General features: G+C 73.8%; 12 protein-coding genes. 5 read left to right on the top strand and 7 right to left on the bottom strand.

The features are described 5' to 3' along the window. Position 1: 1 nt before the first annotated feature. The 4 genes from ACIOD1_RS07400 to ACIOD1_RS07385 form a co-directional block, all read right to left on the bottom strand. Positions 2 to 967: a kinase gene (locus tag ACIOD1_RS07400; protein WP_365617454.1), complete on the bottom strand. Its 966-nt coding sequence runs from the start codon at positions 965 to 967 to the stop codon at positions 2 to 4. Then, positions 933 to 2528: a lyase family protein gene (locus ACIOD1_RS07395; protein ID WP_365617455.1), complete on the bottom strand. Its 1596-nt coding sequence runs from the start codon at positions 2526 to 2528 to the stop codon at positions 933 to 935. The genes ACIOD1_RS07400 and ACIOD1_RS07395 overlap by 35 nt, the downstream gene beginning before the upstream one ends. Before the next feature lie 118 nt (positions 2529 to 2646). Further along, the gene (locus tag ACIOD1_RS07390) at positions 2647 to 10002 is read right to left on the bottom strand and encodes an amino acid adenylation domain-containing protein (protein WP_401900833.1); all 7356 of its coding nucleotides are present in this window, start codon (positions 10000 to 10002) and stop codon (positions 2647 to 2649) included. Positions 10003 to 10244: 242 nt separating this feature from the next. Continuing rightward, positions 10245 to 11483, bottom strand: coding sequence for a saccharopine dehydrogenase family protein (locus ACIOD1_RS07385; protein ID WP_401900831.1), 1239 nt, complete (start codon positions 11481 to 11483; stop codon positions 10245 to 10247). Between the two features lie 125 nt (positions 11484 to 11608). Between ACIOD1_RS07385 and ACIOD1_RS07380 the strand changes: the two genes are divergently transcribed. Then, positions 11609 to 12331 carry a TetR/AcrR family transcriptional regulator gene (locus ACIOD1_RS07380; RefSeq protein WP_365617459.1) on the top strand — a complete coding sequence of 241 codons (723 nt, stop codon included), beginning with the start codon at positions 11609 to 11611 and terminating at the stop codon, positions 12329 to 12331. Positions 12332 to 12395: 64 nt separating this feature from the next. Here ACIOD1_RS07380 and ACIOD1_RS07375 read toward each other — a convergent pair whose 3' ends face one another. Further along, the gene (locus tag ACIOD1_RS07375) at positions 12396 to 13265 is read right to left on the bottom strand and encodes an MBL fold metallo-hydrolase (protein ID WP_401900828.1); all 870 of its coding nucleotides are present in this window, start codon (positions 13263 to 13265) and stop codon (positions 12396 to 12398) included. Positions 13266 to 13502: 237 nt separating this feature from the next. Here ACIOD1_RS07375 and ACIOD1_RS07370 point away from each other — a divergent pair, with 237 nt between their 5' ends. The 3 genes from ACIOD1_RS07370 to ACIOD1_RS07360 all read left to right on the top strand — a co-directional run bounded on the left by ACIOD1_RS07370 (position 13503) and on the right by ACIOD1_RS07360 (position 16083). Continuing rightward, positions 13503 to 14612, top strand: a complete 1110-nt coding sequence (locus tag ACIOD1_RS07370) for a hypothetical protein (RefSeq protein ID WP_401900826.1) — start codon at positions 13503 to 13505, stop codon at positions 14610 to 14612. 125 nt (positions 14613 to 14737) lie between these two features. Continuing rightward, positions 14738 to 15472, top strand: a complete 735-nt coding sequence (locus tag ACIOD1_RS07365) for a helix-turn-helix transcriptional regulator (protein WP_401900824.1) — start codon at positions 14738 to 14740, stop codon at positions 15470 to 15472. A gap of 32 nt (positions 15473 to 15504) precedes the next feature. Further along, positions 15505 to 16083, top strand: coding sequence for a DUF3291 domain-containing protein (locus ACIOD1_RS07360; protein ID WP_401900821.1), 579 nt, complete (start codon positions 15505 to 15507; stop codon positions 16081 to 16083). A 50-nt stretch (positions 16084 to 16133) separates the two neighbouring features. Here the strand turns inward: ACIOD1_RS07360 and ACIOD1_RS07355 are convergent, their stop codons facing one another. Both ACIOD1_RS07355 and ACIOD1_RS07350 read right to left on the bottom strand, forming a co-directional pair. After that, the gene (locus ACIOD1_RS07355) at positions 16134 to 16580 is read right to left on the bottom strand and encodes an ATP-binding protein (protein ID WP_401900819.1); all 447 of its coding nucleotides are present in this window, start codon (positions 16578 to 16580) and stop codon (positions 16134 to 16136) included. Positions 16581 to 16766: 186 nt separating this feature from the next. Further along, entirely contained in the window at positions 16767 to 17120 is a 354-nt protein-coding gene (locus ACIOD1_RS07350) for a VOC family protein (protein WP_365617469.1), read from the bottom strand. Between the two features lie 145 nt (positions 17121 to 17265). Here ACIOD1_RS07350 and ACIOD1_RS07345 point away from each other — a divergent pair, with 145 nt between their 5' ends. Continuing rightward, positions 17266 to 19626, top strand: coding sequence for an ADP-ribosyltransferase domain-containing protein (locus ACIOD1_RS07345; RefSeq protein ID WP_365617470.1), 2361 nt, complete (start codon positions 17266 to 17268; stop codon positions 19624 to 19626). Positions 19627 to 19629: the final 3 nt, after the last annotated feature.

The following is a 19629-nucleotide window of genomic DNA, read 5'->3' as shown; positions in this document are numbered from 1 at the left end:
GTCAGATCTCCAAGTCGAGGGGACGGACGGGCGCGACCTGGGGGCTCCAGCTGTCGCCGGCGCCCAGGGAGCGGTGGACGGAGACCTCGCCGCCGAGGGCGGCGCAGCCGGCCCGGATGTGCTCGGTCTTGCCGGCCAGGGCCGGGTCGTGGGCCTCCAGGAGGACGCCGAGCATGGTGCCGCTGTGGGCGAGCACCAGGCCCAGGCCGTCGACCTCGCGGCACAGGGCGCGCAGTTCGGCGAACCCGGCGCGCCGCCGGCGGTGGGCGTTCATCTCGGCGCTGCGGGTGGAGACGGCGCCGACCCCGTGGAGGTCGCCGAGGGCCACGGCCTCGGTGAGGCGCTCCAGCAGGAGCGCGTACTCCTCCCGGGCCTCGGCGTCGATGGTCCGGGCACCCCGGTTGTGCGCGACGGTGTCCACCTGGCCGCCCTCGTCGTGGGCGACGACGGCGAGCGGGGGCAGCACGCCGAGGCGGCGGCCCAGGCGGACGTCCCGGTGGTGGAAGGCGACGATCTCGTCGTACATGACCCCGTCGGCCGGTTCGATGCCCCGCAGGAAGTCCTCCGTCTCGGCCGGGGTGAAGGCCCGGCCGTGGGCGGCTCCCACGGCCCGTACGGTGGCGACGAGGTCGGCGGAGGAGCTGGCGAGGCCCTTGCCCTCGGGCAGGTCCCCGGCCACCTCCAGCAGCCCGCCGTCCGGAGCGCCGAGGGCGGCCAGTACGGCTTCGGCCACGCGGCGGGACTTGGCCTTGTGGGCGGGCCGCACCCGGACGTCCCGGCGTCCGGGCATGGGGTGGAACACGGCGGTGGCCCAGCGGGCGAGGGGGAAGGTGACCAGGAAGTCCCCCTGCGGGTGGGGCAGGGCGCCCTGGAGCAGCTCGCCGAAGGTCCCGAAGGCGCTGCCGGAGGCGGGTGCGCCGACCGGCGCGCCGTCAGTGCGCGTGCTGTACGCGGGTGCGGGCGCCATCGCCGTCCTCCCCCTCGGTCTCGGTCCGGCCGCCGGTACCGGCACGGCCGGTGGCGGGCCCGCCGGACAGGGCGCGGTCGCCCTCCTCGGCTCCCGCGCGGATCGTCGCGGCACGCGACTCCCAGTCGGCGGCGAGCTGTTCGTACGCCTCCCGCTGCGTGTTCAGGAGCGCGCGCACGGCGTCGGGGCGGGCCGAACCGGCGGACACCATGCGCTCCAGGCCCCGGTCGACGTCGAAGGCCTCGGCGAGGAGTCGGGCGGGGTCGGTGAGGGTGATGCCGTGGCCGGCGGCGGCCTGCGCCAGCAGGGCGGGCTCGCCCGGCGCGGGGGCGGCGTCGGCCGCCGCCGCCAGGACGACGTACTTGCCCGCGATGACCTGGGCGGTGCGCCAGGGCACCTCCTCGGTCAGGCAGAGGGCGTTGGCGAGGCTGAAGCCTCCGAGGAACTCGCGGGCGCAGACCCGGCGCATGCGGTCGGCGCGGAAGGTCAGGCGGCGCAGCACCTCGGTGAGGAGGCGGACGGTGCCGTGGGCCGAGTCGAAGGCGTTCAGCAGGTGGGTGCCGGCCTCCTTGGACACCTCGACGAGGTTGCAGAAGGGGGTGTTTCGCTGGCCGAGGAGCACGTCGAAGTGGAAGGCCGTGAGGTGCGCGGTGCGGCCCCGGATCCGTTCCAGGACGGGGTAGTTCTTCTTCTGCGGCATCGCGGAGGAGATGCCGGACAGCTCGTCGGGCAGTTCGATGAAGCCGTACTCGCTGCCGCCCCAGGTCAGGAGGTCGGTGGTGAACCGGCTCAGGGTGGTGCCCAGCAGGCTCAGCTCCGCGGTGAGTTCGGCGCTCCAGCGGCGCGAGGCCACGGCGGTCAGGGCGTGCGGCTGGGGCCGGGAGAAGCCGAGCAGGCGCGCCATCCGGTCGCGGTCCCAGGGCAGTTCCTGTCCGGCCATGGCTCCGGCGCCGAGCGGGCAGGTGTCGATGCCGTCGTAGGCGTGCAGCAACCGGGCCTGGGTGTGCAGCAGGTGCTCGGAGAGCGCGGCGAGGTGGAAGCCGGGGGTGATGACCTGGGCGGCCTGGAAGTGGGTGTAGCCGGGCATGGGCAGGTCGCAGGTCTCCTCGGCCAACCGGTGCACGACGCGGCCCAGTTCGAGGAGCGCCCCGGCGAAGCGGGTGAGCTGATCGCGTCCGTACATCACCTGGGCGCAGGCCTGGAGGTCGTTGCGGCTGCGGTCGACGTGCCAGTGCGTGACCGGGTGCGGCAGGCCCGCCTCGACGTGCCGTTCGAGGGCGAAGGCGATGTCCGACATGTTGGCGCCGGGCTGCGCGCTGAGGGTGTCGGGCCCGACGGAGTCCAGCAGGGCGGCGATGCGGTGGGCCTCCTGGGCGGTGATCAGGTCCATGCGGACGTACTCGGCGGCCAGGGTCTTCTCGATGGAGACGTAGTGGCGCAGCAGGTGACGGGACTCGAACCTGAACTGCGGGGCGAGCACCTCGTCGTGGAGGAGTTCGTCGGGGCCGCCGCGGATGCGGCCGCTGAGCTCGGGGGCGGGCCCCGGGGTGTCGCTCGTCACGTGGTGTTCCGTTCCTGTTCTGGTGCGGGGTGCGTCGGCGCACGCCTCGTCGACGCGCGGCGCGGGAAGGGGAGGGGCGCTGCGGGCGCCGCGGGCGCCCCGGTCCGGGGCGTCCGTCTCAGCGGTGGTCGGCCGCGGCGAGGCGGGCGCTCAGGAGGGCGGCGGCCCCGGTGGTGTGCGGCGGTCGCATCAGGCCGTAGTGGTCGGTGGCGACGTCGTGGCGGGTGAGGCCGGCGCCGGCCCGCGCCGCCCAGCGGTCGGCGGCGTGTTCCCGCGCCCCGGTCTCGCTCTGGAGGAACAGGACCGGGCAGGGGGCCGTGGAGGGCTCGTACGCGGCGGCCGCGCGGATCCCGGTGCGGAACACCGCGTAGTGCCGGGCGAGGTCGAGGGGGTCCAGTCCGGGGGCGAACCCGTCGTGTTCCACCCGCTCGGCGAGGACGGCGAGCCTCGACGGGGTGTCGCCCGCCGCCCGCAGGGCGCTCCGCAGGGCCGACGTGGCCTCCGGTGACGGGTCGAAGCCGGCGGAGCGGGCCAGGTCCTCGTGGAACCACGCCGGCAGGGCGCACTCGTCGGCGGGGACCCCGTCGGACTCCGGGTAGCCGGTGTCCAGCAGGGTGAGGGTGGCCACCTCCTCGCCGGCGGCCCGCAGTCGGACCGCCATCTCCCAGGCGAGGAGGCCGCCGAAGGACCAGCCGGCCAGGTGGTAGGGGCCGGCCGGGCGGATCCGGCGCAGGGCTTCCAGGTGGGCGGCGGCCAGCTCCTCCACGGTGGCGTCGGACGCCGGGTCGGGCGCGGTCAGCCCCGGCGCCGTTAGCCCGAACACCGGTCGCCCTGAGTCCAGTTCGGCGGCCAGGCTCCGGTAGCAGAAGACGTTCCCGCCGATCGGGTGCACGAGGAAGAGCGGGTCGAGCGTGCCCTCGGGCCGGATGCGGACCACCGGGTCCGGGGCCGTCCCCGCGTGGCGGGTGCGCAGCACGGCGGCCTGCCGGGCGACGGTCGGGTGTTCCATGACGGCCGATACCGCGAGGCGTTCGTCGAAGGCCAGGTTGATCCTGCCGATCAGGCGCAGGGCGTCGATGGAGTGTCCGCCGGACGCGAAGAAGTCGTCGTGGACGCCGACCGGGCCGGCGCCGAGGAGCTGCTCCCAGATCCCGGCGAGGCGGGATTCGAGGCCGTCACGGGGCGGCGTCGGTGCGACCCCGCCGCGCAGGTCCGTCGGGTCCGGGTCGGGCAGGGCGGCGCGGTCCAGTTTGCCGTTGGCGGTCAGCGGCAGGGCTTCCAGGCGCACCCAGGCGGAGGGGACCATGTACTCGGGGAGCCGCTCCCTCGCGTGGCGGGCCAGCTCGGCCGGTTCCGGTCCGCCGAAGCCCTCGGGCCCGGCGGCGTGCCCGGCGTCCCGGCCGGCCGGGACGGGGACGACGTAGCCGACGAGGCGTTCGCCCCGGGGCAGGACCGCGCAGTCGCGTACGCCGGGGTGTTCGGCGAGGACCGCTTCGATCTCCCCGGGCTCGACTCGGAACCCGCGGATCTTGAGCTGGTGGTCGGTGCGGCCCGCGTACTCCAGGGCCCCGTCGAGACGGTGGCGGGCGAGATCGCCGGTCCGGTAGAGGCGGCGGGTGACGCCGTCGTGTCCGGTGTGCTCGACGAACCGCTCGGCCGTCAGTTCGGGCCGGCCGTGGTAGCCGTCGGCGAGGCCGACGCCTTCGAGGAACAGTTCCCCGGTCACGCCCAGGGGGACCTCCGCCAGGCGCCGGTCCAGCACGTGGGTGCGCATGTTGGCGATGGGCCTGCCGATGGGCACGGTGTCGCCGGCGTCGGGCCGGCACCGCCAGTACGTGACGTCGACGGCCGCCTCGGTGGGCCCGTAGAGGTTGTGCAGTTCGACGCCGGGCAGGCGCTCGAAGAACCTGCGCTGGACCTCGTACGGCAGGGCCTCGCCACTGCACACCACCCGGGTGAGGCCGCTCGCCCGGACCGGGGCCGAGGGGTCTTCGAGGAACACGCTGAGCATGGACGGGACGAAGTGGACCGTGGTGACGCCCTCGTCGTGGATCAGGTCGGCGAGGTAGCCGGGGTCGCGCTGGCCGCCGGGGCGGGCGAGGACCAGGGTGGCGCCGGTGAGCAGGGGCCAGAACAGCTCCCACACGGAGACGTCGAAGGTGTAGGGCGTCTTGTGCAGCACCCGCTCCCCGGGGGTCAGCCCGTACTCCTCCTGCATCCACAGCAGCCGGTTGGCGATGGCGCGGTGCGACACCACGACGCCCTTGGGCTTGCCGGTGGATCCCGAGGTGAAGATCATGTAGGCCGGATCGGCGGGCGCGGGGCCCGGGGCGGGGCCCGTGGGGCCGGTCGCGGTGGCAGCGGGGCGCACGACCGTGATCTCGGAGCCCTCCAGCCGCTGCGCCCACGCGCCGTCGGCCACCACCAGGGCGATGCCGGACTCCGCCAGCAGGGACCGTACGCGCGGCTCCGGGTGCTCGGGGTCCAGCGGTACGTAGGCGGCGCCGGACTTCAGGACGGCCAGCAGGACGACGGGCAGGTCCAGGGAGCGTTCCAGCAGCAGTCCGACGAAGGTCCCCGGGGCGGCGCCCCGTTCCCGCAGCGCCGCGCACAGCCGCTCGGCCCCGGCGTCGAGTTCGCGGTAGGTCAGCTCCGCGCCCTCGAAGCGGACGGCGGGGGCGTCGGGGGTCCGGTCGCGCCGGGCGTCGATCAGCCGGGTCAGGACGTGGTCCTGCGGATAGTCGACGTCGGTCCGGTTCCACTCGGCGTAGCGGCGGTGTTCGGCCTCGGGCAGCAGGTCGGCGGCCGTGCAGTCGCGGTCGGGGGTCTCGACCAGGTCGCCCAGGGCGGCCGTGTAGGAGGCGTGCGCCGTCTCCATCTGCCCGGTGGAGAACTGGGCCGCGTCGAAGCGCAGTCCGAGTTCGAGGAGGGCTCCGTCGGGGCTGCGGGAGAACTCCGCCCCGAAGGCGAAGTCGGTGCCGGCCTCGCCGGTCTCCTCCAGCACCGTGAAGGCGCCTGCGGGCGGTCCGTCCCGCTCGACGTGGAAGTGGGTGTAGTTGAAGAAGGTCTCGAAGAGCGGGCCGCCCCCGGACAGGCGTTGGATCTCGGCGAGGGGGAAGCGGCGGTGGGCGTGCAGTTCCGCCTCCAGGTCGGCGACGTGCGCGACGAGCGCGCGCCAGCTGAGTCCGGTGACGGCGACGCGCAACGGGAGGGTGTTCAGGAAGGCCCCGACGACCTTGTCCCCGTCGGTCTCCTCGGTCCGGCCGTTGTGGACCACTCCGGTGGTGACCTCGTCCGTGCCGCCCAGCAGGGCCGTGACCCGCAGGTGGGCGGCGAGCAGCACGGTGCGCAGCGGTACGCCGCACTCGGCGGCCAGCGCGGCGAGCCGGGCGTGCAGCCCCTCGGGCAGCGGTGCGAGGTGCCAGGACATCAGGGCGGGGCCGCCGGTCGCCGCCGGGCGCGGCAGCCGGGTCGCGGGGGCGTCGGCGGTCCGGCCGGTCCAGTAGGCGCGCTGGTCGGGATCGGCCAGGGCGGCCTGTTCGAGGGCGACGAAGGAGGCGAACCGGGAGCGGGGGCCGGCGTCCGGGGAGGGCCCGTCCGCGGGGGTCGGGGCGGCGAGCGCCTCGGTGTAGCAGGAGGCCAGTTCGGTGAGGAGGGAGCGTTCGCTCCAGCCGTCGAGGACGGCGTGGTGTTCGGAGACGAAGAGCTGGAGCCGTGTGTCGGAGAGCCGCTGGACGTGGAAGCGGATCAGCGGGGGTCGGTCCCAGGCGAAGGGGCGTTCGCGCTCGGCGGCGTAGCGGGCGGCGACGGCGGTGCGCCGGGCCTCGGGATCGAGCCCGTGGAGGTCCTCGAAGGTGATCTCCGGACGGGCGCCGCGGTGGACGAGCTGGAGGGGCTCGGTGAACCCGTGGGGATCGAAGGAGGTGCGCAGCATCTCGTGCCGGGCCGCGAGGACGTCGACGGTGGTCCGCCAGGCGTCCTGCGAGAAGGGCGCCTCGACCAGGTAGGAGGCCACGTTGTGGTAGACGCGGCCACCGGCCGACGGGAGGTCGCTGTGGTAGAGCATCCCGGCCTGGAGCCGGGTCATCGGGTAGGCGTCCTCCAGGCCTTCGGGCAGCGCGGCGCGGTCCTCGGGGACGAGCAGCGAGAAGGGCTCGTAGGCCGGTCGCCGTCCGGTCGGGTCGAACGGTACGACCGCCGGGGCGAGGGCGCGGGCCGTCTGGCGGCGCATGAGGTCGGCGACGGTGAGGTCCAGGCCGCGTTCGCGGGCCCGGGCCAGCACCTGGAGGGAGCGGATGGAGTCCCCGCCGAGCGCGAACCAGTTGTCCAGGGCGCCGACCCGCTCGTGTCCGAGCACCTGCCCGAAGACCTCGGCGAGGGCGGTCTCGACCGGCCCTCGGGGGGCTTCGTAGGCGGCGGTGGGCGTACGGGCGGACGTGCCCGGGGCGGGCAGGCGGCGGCGGTCGGTCTTGCCGTTGGCGGTCAGCGGGAAGGCGGGGAGGGTGACGAAGGCGCCGGGGATCATGTAGCCGGGCAGCCGCAGCGCGAGGTGGGCGCGCATCTCCTCCACGGTGGGGCCCGCGCCGTCCTCGGCCCCCGTGACGGCCAGGTAGCCGACGAGGACGTCCAGGCCCGCGGGGTCCGGTGCGACCAGCGCGACCGCGGCGTCGACGAGGGGGTGGGCGGCGAGGGCCGCCTCGACCTCGCCCAGTTCTATCCGGAAGCCGCGCAGCTTGACCTGGTGGTCGATGCGGCCGAGGTACTCGAGGTCGCCGTCGGGCAGCGCCCGCGCCAAGTCGCCGGTGCGGTACAGCCGCTCGCCGCCGGGGGCGGCGGCCGGCGCGTCGGCGAGCGGGTCGGGGGTGAGGACGGGGAAGCGCTCGGCGGTGAGTTCGGGCCGGCGAAGGTAGCCGCGGGCCAGGCCCGCTCCGCCCACGTACAGCTCCCCCACGGCTCCGCGCGGGACGGTCCGGCCCCGGGCGTCGAGGAGGTGCAGGCGCAGGTCGGGGATGGGGACGCCGATGACGCTGCCCCGGCCCTCCTCCGCGTCGCGGGCGCTCAGCGGCCGGTAGGTGACGTGCACGGTGGTCTCGGTGATGCCGTACATGTTGACGAGGCGGGGCGCGGTGTCGCCGTGCCGGGCGAACCAGCCGGCGAGGGCGGCGACGTCGAGGGCCTCGCCGCCGAAGACCACGTGGCGCAGGCTCGGCAGGGACCCGGCCGGACCGGCCTCCCGGTGGTGTTCCTCGTCGGCGCGGGCCAACTGGTAGAAGGCGGAGGGGGTCTGGTTGAGGACGGTGACCCGCTCGGCGCGCAGCAGCCGGTGAAACTCCTCGGGTGAGCGGCTCGTCGCGTACGGCACGACGACGAGGCGTCCGCCGTGGGCGAGTGCTCCCCAGAGTTCCCAGACGGAGAAGTCGAAGGCGATGGAGTGGAAGAGGGTCCACACGTCCCGGGGGCCGAAGCCGAACCAGTGGTCGGTGGCGGAGAACAGTCGGGTGACGTTGGAGTGGGGCACGAGGGTGCCCTTGGGGAGGCCGGTGGAGCCGGAGGTGTAGATGGCGTAGGCCAGGTGGTCCGGGCTCACGCCGGACTCGGGGGCGGTGTCCGGCTCGGCGGCGAGCAGCTCGGCGTCGGCGAGCAGGTCGACGGTGTGCGGGGCGGGCGCGGCCGGATCGGCGGCGTCCGGGTCGGCGGTGTGTGCCTCGGGCGCGTCCCACAGGGACCGGGTGGCGGTCGTGGCCACGACGTGCCGCAGTCGGGCGTCGCCGATGATGTGGCGCAGCCGCTCGGGCGGGTTGTCGGGGTCGAGGGGGAGATACGCGCCGCCCGCCTTCAGGATGCCGAGCAGGCCGACGACGAGGTCGGCGGAGCGGGGCAGGCAGAGTCCGACGAGGGTGTCGGGGCCCACGCCGAGGGCGCGCAGCCGGTGGGCGAGCCGGTTCGCCCGCGTGTCGAGCTCGCGGTAGGTGAGGGAGGTTCCCTCGTGGACGAGGGCGACCGCCTCGGGGGTGCGGGCGGCGTGGCCGGCGAAGGCCTCGTGTACGCAGCCGGCCGGCCCGGACTCCTGCGCAAGGGCGGTGCGGGGCGGGAGCGGGGAGCCGATGCCGCCGCGCTCCTCGGTCGACAGCATCGGCAGTGCGCTCAGGGGCAGTTCGGGGTCGGCTGTGGCGGCGTCCAGCAGGCGCGCGAAGTGCCGGCCGAACCGCTCGACGGTGGCCGCGTCGAAGAGGTCGGCCCGGTACTCCAGCCGGCAGCCCAGTGCGCCGTCGCCACGTACGACGTCGAAGGTCAGGTCGAACTTGGCCGTTCCGGCGGGCCCTTCGAGCAGTCGGGCGCGCGGGCCGGGCAGGCCGGCGGTCATGTCGTCCTCGTCGTGCAGGCCGAACATGACCCGGAAGAGGGACGCGTCCTCGCCGGTGCGCCCCGGGGTGAGGCGGTCGACGATCCGCTCGAAGGGCAGGTCCTGGTGGTCCTGCGCATCGAGCACGGTGTCCCGTACGCGTTCCAGGTGGACCCGGAAGGCGGGGTCGTCGGACAGGTCGGCGCGGATCACCAGGGTGTTGACGAACAGGCCGACGGTGTCGTGGAACTCCTTGCGGTTCCGGTTGGCCACCGGCGTCCCGACCAGGACGTCCTCGGTGCCCGTGTAGCGGCCCAGGACGATCTGGAAGGCGGCCAGCATCACCGTGTAGGGGGTGCTGTGGGTGTCGCGGCACAGCCGCTCGATCCGGGCGAGCACCGGGGCGGGCACCTCGAAGGAGTGCAGCGCGGCCGCGCCGCGGGCCGCTCCGGCCCCGGGACGGCCGTCCCGGGGCAGCGGAGCGTCGGGCAGCTCCCCGCCCAACCGCGATTCCCAGTATGCGAGTTGCCGCGCGGCGACCGCGCCCTCCAGCCACTCCCCCTGCCATTCGGAGAAGTCGGCGTACTGGTAGTCCGGGGCCTCCTCGAAGGCGGCCGGCCCCGGCGCGTCGGTGTAACGCGCGTAGGAGGCGAGGAGTTCACGGAGGAGGATCCCGACGGACCAGCCGTCGGCGACGATGTGGTGCATGGCGAGCGCGAGGACGGCGCCCTCGGCCGTGTGCAGCAGGGCCACCCGGAAGAGCGGGCCGGACTCCAGGTCGAAGGTCCGGTGGTGTTCCGCGGCCGTCCACTCCTCGACGTCCCGCTGTCCGCGCGCCGTGCCGGAGGACCAGGCGAGCGCGGCCTCCGTGTCGATGTGCTGCCACAGTTCGCCGTCCCGCAGGACGAACCGGGTGCGCAACGCCTCGTGCCGGTCGAGCAGCCCCTGGGCGCACGCGCGGAGCGCGGTCTCGTCCACGGGTCCTTCGAGGCTGTGGAAGACCGGCATGTGGTAGGTCGGCCTGCCCTCCTCCATCTGCTGGAGGAAGTACATCCGCTGCTGGGCTCCCGACGCGCGGAACGCGCTGTACGACGGCTCCGCAGGGCGTTCGATCGGATCGTGACTGGCCAAGACGACTCCCTCGACGCCGCACCGGTCTCCGGTACACGGCGCATGCTCCCGCTTGCTTGCCATCCCACCCTAGGAACGACATGAATCCGGGTGAAGTCACCTGTTTTCGGTCCCGAACTCACGTGACGGGAGCATCGACGGGGGCGCATTGGGGGAGCATCCCGACCGCGACGGTCCCGGGCTGGGGTCGGGGCGGGTCCGGGGCGGGGCCGGGGCTGGGCCGGAGCTGGGCCGGGGCGGGGTCAGCGGTCCCGGGCCGGGGTCTGTTCGCGCAGGGCCCAGGGGGAGCCGTACGCGGTGAGGAGGTCGAGGAACGGCCGCGGGGGCAGGGCCTCGGGGCCCAGCACGCCGGCCCCGGACCAGACGCCGGTGGCGAGCAGTTCGAGGGCCACCACGGGGTTGACGGCGGTCTGCCAGACGACGGCCTGGGAGCCGTACTCGCGCATCGACCACTGGTTGTCGACCACGTGGTAGAGGTAGACCTCGCGGGGCCGGCCGTCCTTGGTGCCCGTGACCCAGGTGCCGGCGCAGGTCTTCCCGGTCATCCGCTCCCCCAGCGTCGCCGGGTCGGGCAGGCAGGCGGCGACCACGTCGCGGGGCGAGACGCGGACGGGGCCGTCCTCGCCGCGGACCGTGACGGGGACGGTGGAGTCCAGGCCCAGGGCGTGCAGGGTCTTGAGCTTGCCGATGAAGTCGTCGCCGAGACCGTACTTGAAGGTGACGCGGCGGGCTCCGACCCAGCGCGGGACCAACAGGACCTCCTCGTGTTCGACGTTGACGCACTCCACGGGGCCTATGCCCTCGGGGAAGTCGAAGACCTCCGGCTCGCTGAACGGCTCGGTGGTGAACCAGCCGCGCTCGCGCTCGTAGACGACCGGCGGGTTGAGGCACTCCTCGATCGTCGTCCAGATGTTGAAGGAGGGGGCGAAGTCATGGCCCTCGACGGTCAGGTTCGCGCCGTCGCGGATGCCGATCTCCTCGATCTCGTCGAAGAGTTCGTCGGCCGCGTAGCGGGCGAAGACGTCCGAGAGTCCGGGCTCGACACCCATGCCGACGAGCGCGAGGCGGCCCGACTCCTCCCACTGCGCGGCCCGTTCGAACTGCTCGTCGCCCAGCTTCACCCCGCACGCGCGGTGCGGGTCGTCGGGGTGCGGACGGGAGAGCGACATGGCCATGTCGAGGTAGTGGCTGCCGGCCGCCAGCGCCGCGTTGAACAGGGGCATCACGAAGCGGGGGTCGGTGGCGTTCATCAGGACGTCGCACCCGCGCTCGGTGAGCAGCCGGGTGACCGCCTCCTCGTCGGAGGCGTCGACGGCGCAGGCGCTGAACCGTCGCTCCTCGTCGCCCAGGGCCGCCACGGCGGCCCGCGCCCGGGCCGGGTCGTAGTCGGCGACGACGAAGTGGTCGAAGAAGTCACGGCGGGCGGCGATCTTGGTGATCGCGCTCCCGACACCGCCGGCACCCACAAGCAGAACACGCATGGCGAGGTCCTTTCTCGGTGAGGCGTGCGCCTCAGGGGGCTGATGGAACCCTCCGCTCCGAGTTAAGGTCAATGGTGTTGGCATAAGACGACGGGCCGGGAGGACCGGCGTGAGGAGCAGTGGTGATGGCCAAGGACGTGGTTCCCGAGGAGGCCCGCCGGCGGCGACGGCCGACCCGGCGGGGAACGGTGCTCTCGGAGCGCCTGATCGTCGAGACGGCACTGCGGATGGTGGCCGAGCACGGCAGCGCCGGCCTGTCGGCCCGGCGCCTCGGTGCCGCGCTGGGCGCGGACCCCAGCACCCTGTACCGGTACTTCGACGGCATGGACGGCCTCACCCTGGCGATCGGCGAGGAGCTGATCGGCCGGGCGCTCGCGGGCTGGGTCCCGACCGGTCGGTGGCGCGAGGACCTGCGCCGCCTCGGGCTCCGCATCCACGGCGCCTACCTCGCCCACCCGCAGGCCGCCGTGCTGACCGCGAGCCGGGTGACCGGCCGGCCCCGCGAGATCGCGGCCGACGAGGCGATCCTCGGCTGCCTGCGCGGGGCGGGGTTCGCGGACGTGGACGCCGTACGCGTCTACCACGCCTACATCGACCAGTGCCTGGCCTTCGCGGCGCTCGACGCGGGGTCCCTCGCGCTGACGGCGAAGGCGCGCGCGTCGGACGAGGAGCGGTGGGGGTCGACGTACGCGCGACTGCCGGCCGACGCGTACCCGCACATCGCCGCCACCGCCGGACTGCTGGCCGCCCGCATGCCCCACAGCGCCTACCCGGTCGCCCTGGACATGCTGCTGGACACCGCCGAACGCCAACTGACCGACTCCGCGCGGGAGTCGACGCACGACTGAGGGGCGCGGTGGTCGGCCGGTCCCGCGGTCGGCCCTCCGGTCGATCCTGCGGTCGGTCCTGCGGTCAGTCCTCGTAGACCAGCACGAAGCGGTCGTAGGCGTGGGTCCCCCCGCGCCCGGCCGTCTCGTCCAGCGCGCGGCGCAGGGCGCGCACGTCCTCGACGGCGAGTGGGAGCGGGGGCTCGTCCGGCTGGTGGGTGGTGCCGCGCGGGTAGTCCCGGCCCGGTGTGGTGGTCATCTCGATGTGGCAGCCGAGGACGTGGCGGACCGGACGGGCGGCGCAGAAGTCCAGCAGACGGTCCACGGTGGCCGAGTACGCCGCGCGGTCCTCGACGTAGAGCCGGCCCGGGTAGAGGGAGTCTCCGGTCAGCAGCAGCCCGGTGTGGCGGTCGTGGAGGACCAGCGCGGCCCGCTGGTGTCCGGGGCCGGGGATCAGGTCGACGACCCGGCCGCCCAGGTCGAGCGTGCCGAGGTCGTGCGGCCAGTTCGTCAGCCCGAAGTGGGCCGTGACCTCCTCCAGGCTGGCGCCGACGACCGTGGTGAGGGGCCGGTCCGCGAACTGTCCGTCCGCCGCGACGTGGTCGCCGTGCCCGTGGGTGTGGGCGACGAGCAGCCCGTACCCGGGCGCCCCGGGCCGCGGGTGGCGGGCCAGCCAGTCGTCGACGAGGCGGTCGACGGTCTCCCTCAGCGGGAAGTGGGCGGCGTCGGCGCTCGCCCCGGTGTCGAGCAGCAGGGCGCGCTCGTCTCCGAAGAGGAGGAAGAGGAAGGGCGCCTCGTAGTGCACGGATTTGTTCTGCCGCAGGATCACCGTGTGTTCGGTGTACGCGTGGACCTGGATCTCCGGGGCGGGGTCGCGCTTCGGGAAGGGCCACCCCGCGTGCCACACGACGTCGAGGTCGCCCTCGATCGGAGCGCCCCGCAGAAAGTCGATCACCCGACCAACCTACCCCGCCCGGTCGGCCCGTCGGCGGAACCGATGGAGCCCGACGCGGTGCGGGACCTCCACACCGGCGCACCCTCGGTGAACGGGGCGCCGCCGGATACGCTCAACGGGCCGCTGCCACAGGGCACATGAGACACAGGGGGATCGCGCACGCCCGGGGAAGACCACCCCCGGGGCCGCGTACGCACCACACACCACAGGGGGACTCGCATCGTGAACCACACACCCGTGAGAAGCGGCGTGCGCCTGGCCGCCGCCGTCGTCGTCCTGGCAGGAGTCGTCACCACGGCGGGCCCGGCCTCGGCCGCCGCCGGCTGCGCGCCCAAGATCCAGGTACTGGGCTCGCTCGGCACCTCCGCCTACGACCCGGGCAACCCGCAGACCGAGGGCGTCCTCGCCCTCGGCGCGGGCAGGCTCTCCGTGGGCGTCTCCGGTGCGCGGCCCGTGTTCTGGACCGGCGCCACGCTCCACAGGGTCCCGCTGCCCACGGCCGACGCCCGGGGCGAGCTGGTCGCCGCGAACAAGGGCGGCCTGATGGTGGGCCGGGTGCTTGGCGCCGACGGGTACGTGTTCACCTACCGGGCGGGCGCCCCGGCGATCACCCGGCTGCCGGGGAGCGACTACGCGTACGGTGACGCCGACGTCAACGACGCCGGGTACGTCGTCTCGCGCGACCGGGCGGGCGTGGGCCTCGTCTGGAAGGACGGCCTCAGGGTGCGCGAGCTGCCGCTCCCGGGGGACGCCGGGCCGGGCACCCGCCTCGATCTGGTCACCGCCGTCAACAACGGGGGCGACGTCCTGGGCATGGCCCGGCAGGACTACGAGGACCCCGAGACCGGCGCGCACCACCAGGGCACGTACCCGGTGATCTGGCCCGGCGACGGCGGACCGGCCAAGCCGCTGGCCCCGACCGACCAGGAGAGCCGCGTACAGGACCTCGACGAGGCCGGACGCGTCGTGGGCTACGACCGGTACGGCCCCGGCTACCGGTTCACGCCGTGGACCTGGGCTCCCCCGTACAGCGCGCCCGGCACCTCCCCCGGCGTGCTGAACACCCACCCGTACGGGACCTTCGAGGCGATCGGCCCGAACAGCGGCGTCTCCGTCGGCACCGCCAGGTTCCACCCGGAGGAGCAGGCCGTTCCGGACCAGGCGCAGCTCTGGCCGGGAACCGGCCCGGTGCTCGCCCTGCCGCGACTCTCCCCGAACCGGGCGAGCACGGCCGCGTCGGTCGCCGATGACGGCCGGGTCGGCGGAGCGGCCGTCAACGCGAAGGGCACGTTGAAGCCGGTGATCTGGACCTGCGCGACCCGGCAGGCCTACCTGCCACAGCCGTAGCCGTAGCCGTAGCTCTGGCCGCCCGGGCCGGCCGCCACCCGTCACGTCGCGGGCGGGGCGGTGGGGCTGGGCGGTGGGCGGCCCGGCTTTCTATCTCCAACCTGCGCTGTTCCTAGAATGGCCGGGTGGAGGACATCGATGTGATCGCGGCGTTGCAGGACCCCGTCCGGCGCCGCCTGTACGAGTACGTGGCGGCCCAGGGCCGCGAGGTCGGCCGCAACGAGGCCGCGGAGGCGGTCGGGGTGACGCGGACACTCGCCGCGCACCATCTGGACAAACTGACCGAGGTCGGTCTCCTGGAGAGCGGCAGCCGCCGCCTGACGGGCCGCTCGGGCCCGGGCGCCGGCCGCCCCGCCAAGGTGTACACGCGGACCCGGGCCGAGTGGGCGGTGTCGCTGCCCGCCCGCGACTACCGCACCGCCGCCGAACTGCTCGCCGAGGCCGCCGAGCAGGCCGGCCTCGACGCCGGACTCCGCGCCGCCGCGCGCCGCCGGGGCGAGGAACTGCGCGGCTCGGCGGAGCCCTGCGGCGGGCTCGAAGAGGCCATGGAGATGCTGACCGCCCGCGGCTACGAACCCCACCTGGAGGCCGCCGAGGGAACGGACGGGGCGGGCCGGGGGGACGAGGCGATCGAGTCGGCCGGACCGGCCGAACCGGCCGAACCGGCCGCTCGGATCGTCCGTATGCACAACTGCCCCTTCCACGCCGTCGCCGAACTGTTCCCGCCACTGGTCTGCGGCATGAACCTCGCCCTGCTGGAGGGGATGCTCGGCGCGGACGGCTCCGTCCGCGCCCGCATGGACGCCCGCCCGGGCCAGTGCTGCGTGGTGCTGGAGAGTTCTAAAAACAATGAGCATTGACATAGAAAACCCGCACGTGTTGGGATGAGGCCATGACCGCATCCACGCACGCCGTCCCACGCCCTCTCCCCCTGCCTCCCCGTCTCGCCCAGCTGAACGTCGCCACGCTCCTCCACCCCCTCGACGACCCGCGCATGGCGCCGTTCGTCGAGATGCTCGACCCGGTCAACGCGGCTGCCGACGGCGCGCCCGGTTTCGTGTGGCGGCTGGTGGAGGAGGGGGCGGCCGATGCCACCGGCCTGCGCCCGGCGGGGGAGAACGTGATCGTGACCCTGTCGGTGTGGGAGTCCCGGGAGGCCCTGTGGGACTTCGCCTACCGCAGCGGGCACCTGGAGGCGATGCGGCGCCGACGCGAATGGTTCGAGCGGCACGTCGAGGCGCACTTGGTGCTCTGGTGGGTCCCCGCCGGGCACCTCCCGACCGCCGCCGAGGGCCTGGAACGCTTGTCGGACCTACGGGCCCACGGACCGTCCCCGCGCGCGTTCACCTTCGTCTCCTCCTACAGCGCCCCCGAGGCCGCCGCAGACCCTCGGGCCCTGCCGCCGTCACGGCCGGCGCGGGCCGCACACGACGCGCGGGCGACGCCGTCCGGGGACTCGGCGCCGGTCTGACCCGCCGGGCCCCTCATGTGCCGCCCCGGGCCAAGGCCCTCCTGCCCCGGTCAGGCGGGTGCGGGAGCAGGGGCGGGCAGGAGGGTCGCGGTGATGTGCTTGCCCGCCGCGTGCAGCGTCACCGTGACATGGCTGGCGAGGGTGTGGACCAGCCGCCACCCGTAGCCGCCGACGCATCCGACGGTCGGGCCGACCCGGGTGACGGGCGGATCGGGATTCCGGTCGGCCACCAGTACGCGGAAGGCTCCGTCGCGGACCTCGGCCCGGAAGGCGGTCAGGCCTCCCCCATGGCGTATGGCGTTGGTGACCAGCTCGGAGGTGACCAGCAGGGCGTCCGCCACGAGGCGGTCGCCGGGTGAGAGGCCGGAGTCCTCCAGGATCCCGGCCGCCACCTCGCGGGCGCGGGCGACGGTCCCGGGCGGAGGGAACGCGGAGAGGGGCGGCCCGGGCGGGCCGGCATCGACCGACCGAGCACCGCATTTTGCTGTGAGTGTCATTTCTGCCTGCCTAACCACCACACGCCGAACCCGGGGCGGGTCCTCCCGGCACACCCCGACGAGTCGGCCTTCGGATACGACCTACGGCTTACACTGCCGCGCCTACCCACTCGTGCCGGATACACCCGGCCCCTCCCGGACCGCCACGGCCGCGCCCACCGGATCCGGGCTCTCGCCGCCCTCGGGTCAGGCGGGCTGCCACAGCTCGACCCGATGGCCCTCGGGGTCGGTGACCCAGCCGAATCGGCCGACCCCCTCCATGTCCTGCGTCCCCTCGGCGACGTCCGCCCCCTTGGCCCGCAGCTGCGCCAGCATCGCGTCCAGATCCCGGACCCGGAAGTTGAGCATGGTCTGCTGGGCGCGGGAGCCGAAGTAGTCCGTCCCGGACTCGAACGTCGCGAACACCGTCGGCCCGGCCTCCTGCCGCCACAGGCCGTACTCGTCCGCGTCGAGTCCCAGGCAATCCCGGTACCAGGCGCTCAGGGCCGCCGGATCGGCGGCCCGCATGAAGTGTCCACCGATCCCCAGCACACGTTCCATCCCCCCATCCTGCCGGCCCACCCCCCACCCCCGAGCCAGACGCACCCGTGACCTCACGTCAGCCTCCCCTCAACAGGACCGTGTTGTCAGTGCCGGAGGTTAGGTTCGGGGTGTTGTGTGGGGCGTTTTCGACGAGGGGTGGACGATGACCGCGAGCAGTGCGCAGCCCGGGCTCAGGGTGGTGCTGACCGACGTCAACGAGCGTGTGGTGGAGGCGTGGCGGGCGGCGTTCGCGGACACCCCCGGCATCGAGATCCACAGGGGTTCGATCCTCGACGAGGACGTCGACGCCTGGGTCACCCCGACCAACTCCCGGGGCCGGATGGACGGCGGGGTCGACGCCGTCATCAAGCGGCACCTCGGATCCGGCATCCAGCTGCGCGTTCAGCGCGCGATCCGCGATCGGTTCGCCGGCGCCCTCCCGGTGGGCAGCGCCGTCTGTGTCCCGTCGGGAGCGGGCGTTCCCCGGTACCTGATCTCGACGCCGACGATGGTCGGCTCCTCGCAGAACGTGAGCGCCACGCTGAACGTGGCCCTGTCCTGCGCCGCCGCCTTCCAGGCCGTGCACCGACAGAACCGGAAGGTTCCGGGCAGCATCCGCTCGGTGGCGCTGGTGGGCATGGGCGCGCAGACCGGCCGGGTCCCGGCCCGGGTGTGCGCCAACCTGATGTGGACCGGCTACACGCTCTTCCACGACCACTGGTTCGAGGACGACGACGAGCTGCGCGCCACGATCCTCGCGCAGCTCAGCGGCATCGAGAACGCGCCGGTCGAGGAGCGGGTGCGCATCGTGCCGCCGAAGGCCGCGATGCCGGCCGAGCCCGCCGACCATCCCGCCCAGCAGGTGCCTTCCCCGACGACCACGGTCACGATGACGACCACGACGACGACCACGACGATCGGAAGCACTCCTCACATGACCGACGCCACCGACCCCCTCGCCCTCACCGAGCTGTTCCACGGCGGCGGGGAGCCCTGGCTCCCGCTGCTGAAGCCGGTCATCGAGGCGCAGCCGAACGCCGGCGGGTTCATCGGGAAGGGGCGCGGCTCCGAGGTCGTGCCGGTCCGTGAGCTGACCTTCCAGGCGCTCAAGCCCCATCCCCCGCACAAGTGGAAGGTCGTCGTCTTCGGCCAGAACCCGTACCCGCGCCAGGAGAGCGCGACGGGCATAGCCATGTTCGACAACACCTTCATCGACTGGAAGGACAGCCAGTTCGGCAGGGTCGTCAGCATCCGCTGCGTCATCAAGGCCGCGGCGATGTGGAAGTACGGCATCGTCAAGAAGACGCCCATCGCCGACGTCCGTGCGCTGTTGAAAGAGCGGGACACCGTCCAACCGCCGGAGTGGTTCCAGGCGATGCTGACGCAGGGCGTGCTGCTGCTGAACGCCTCGCTCACCGCCAGTGGCGACGGGGCGATGGGTGCCGACCGGCACACGGCGTTCTGGCGGCCCGTGGCCGAACGGATCGTCGAGGAGATCCTCAAGTCGAAGCAGGACGCCGACGAGGAGGACCGCGGCGTGGTGTTCGCCTGGTGGGGGGCGCACGCGCGCAGCCTGAAGAGGGTCGTCCTGCGGCTCCAGGAGAAGTACCCGGACGTCGAGGTCCGGCACATCGACCACGCGAACCCGGCGGCGCAGGGCGACATCTTCTGCGAGGGCGACCACTTCGCCCAGGTGAACGAGGCCCTCGCGTCATTGGGCGCCGACGGCATCGACTGGCTGCCGAGCAAGGGCTGGAACGAGGGGGCTGTCGGCGGCGGCTCGGACGGCGGCGTCGCGGCGCGCATGGGCGCCTTCATCGAGTCGACCATGAACCTGCACCAGATGTACCTGGAGCGCCTCACCAGCGTCAAGGACGAGGGTCTGGTCCTCCCCGCGATCACCGGTGTGTTCGACACTCCGCTGATGGACTTCCGGGACGCCGTCGCGCCCGTAGCCGAGACGCTGGCCGGGCTCGCGGGGCACATCGACCGGTCCCGCGACTTCGGCAGGCGGCGGGCGGACGGGGTGGTCGGCGGGCCGTCCGCCGACGCGGTCTCGGCGTTGTACCTCTACACCTGCGAGTCCGCCTTCTACCGCGAGATCAACGCCGTCCTCCGCTCCCCGGACCGCACCAGGATCACGCCCTACCTGCCGTACCTGCGGCTGCTGTTCTCGGCGATCTCGGAACTGCCCGCCCACACCCAACCGCTGTGGCGCGGCGTGTCGTTGGACCTGCGGGCGCAGTACCCGGTGGGTCGGACGGTGACGTGGTGGGGCGTCTCCTCCTGCACCTCCGAGCGCAGCGTGGCCAGGTCCTTCCTGGGCAGCCGCGGCAAGCGGACGCTGTTCGAGGTGACGCCCGCCCAGGCGGTCGGGATCCGGAACTTCTCCGCCTTCACCGGAGAGGAGGAGTACGTCCTCGCGCCGGGCACGCAGCTCAAGGTGACGGACGTGCGGAGCGAGCGCGGCGGACTGAGCACGGTCAGCCTGACCGAGGTGGACGCCACTCCCCTGGTCTCCTGAAAC

The organism is Streptomyces sp. NPDC088097 (assembly GCF_044741845.1).
Classification (GTDB): domain Bacteria; phylum Actinomycetota; class Actinomycetes; order Streptomycetales; family Streptomycetaceae; genus Streptomyces.
Note: the sequence above shows the minus strand (reverse complement) of the source record. Positions and strands in the feature narration are given on the sequence as shown.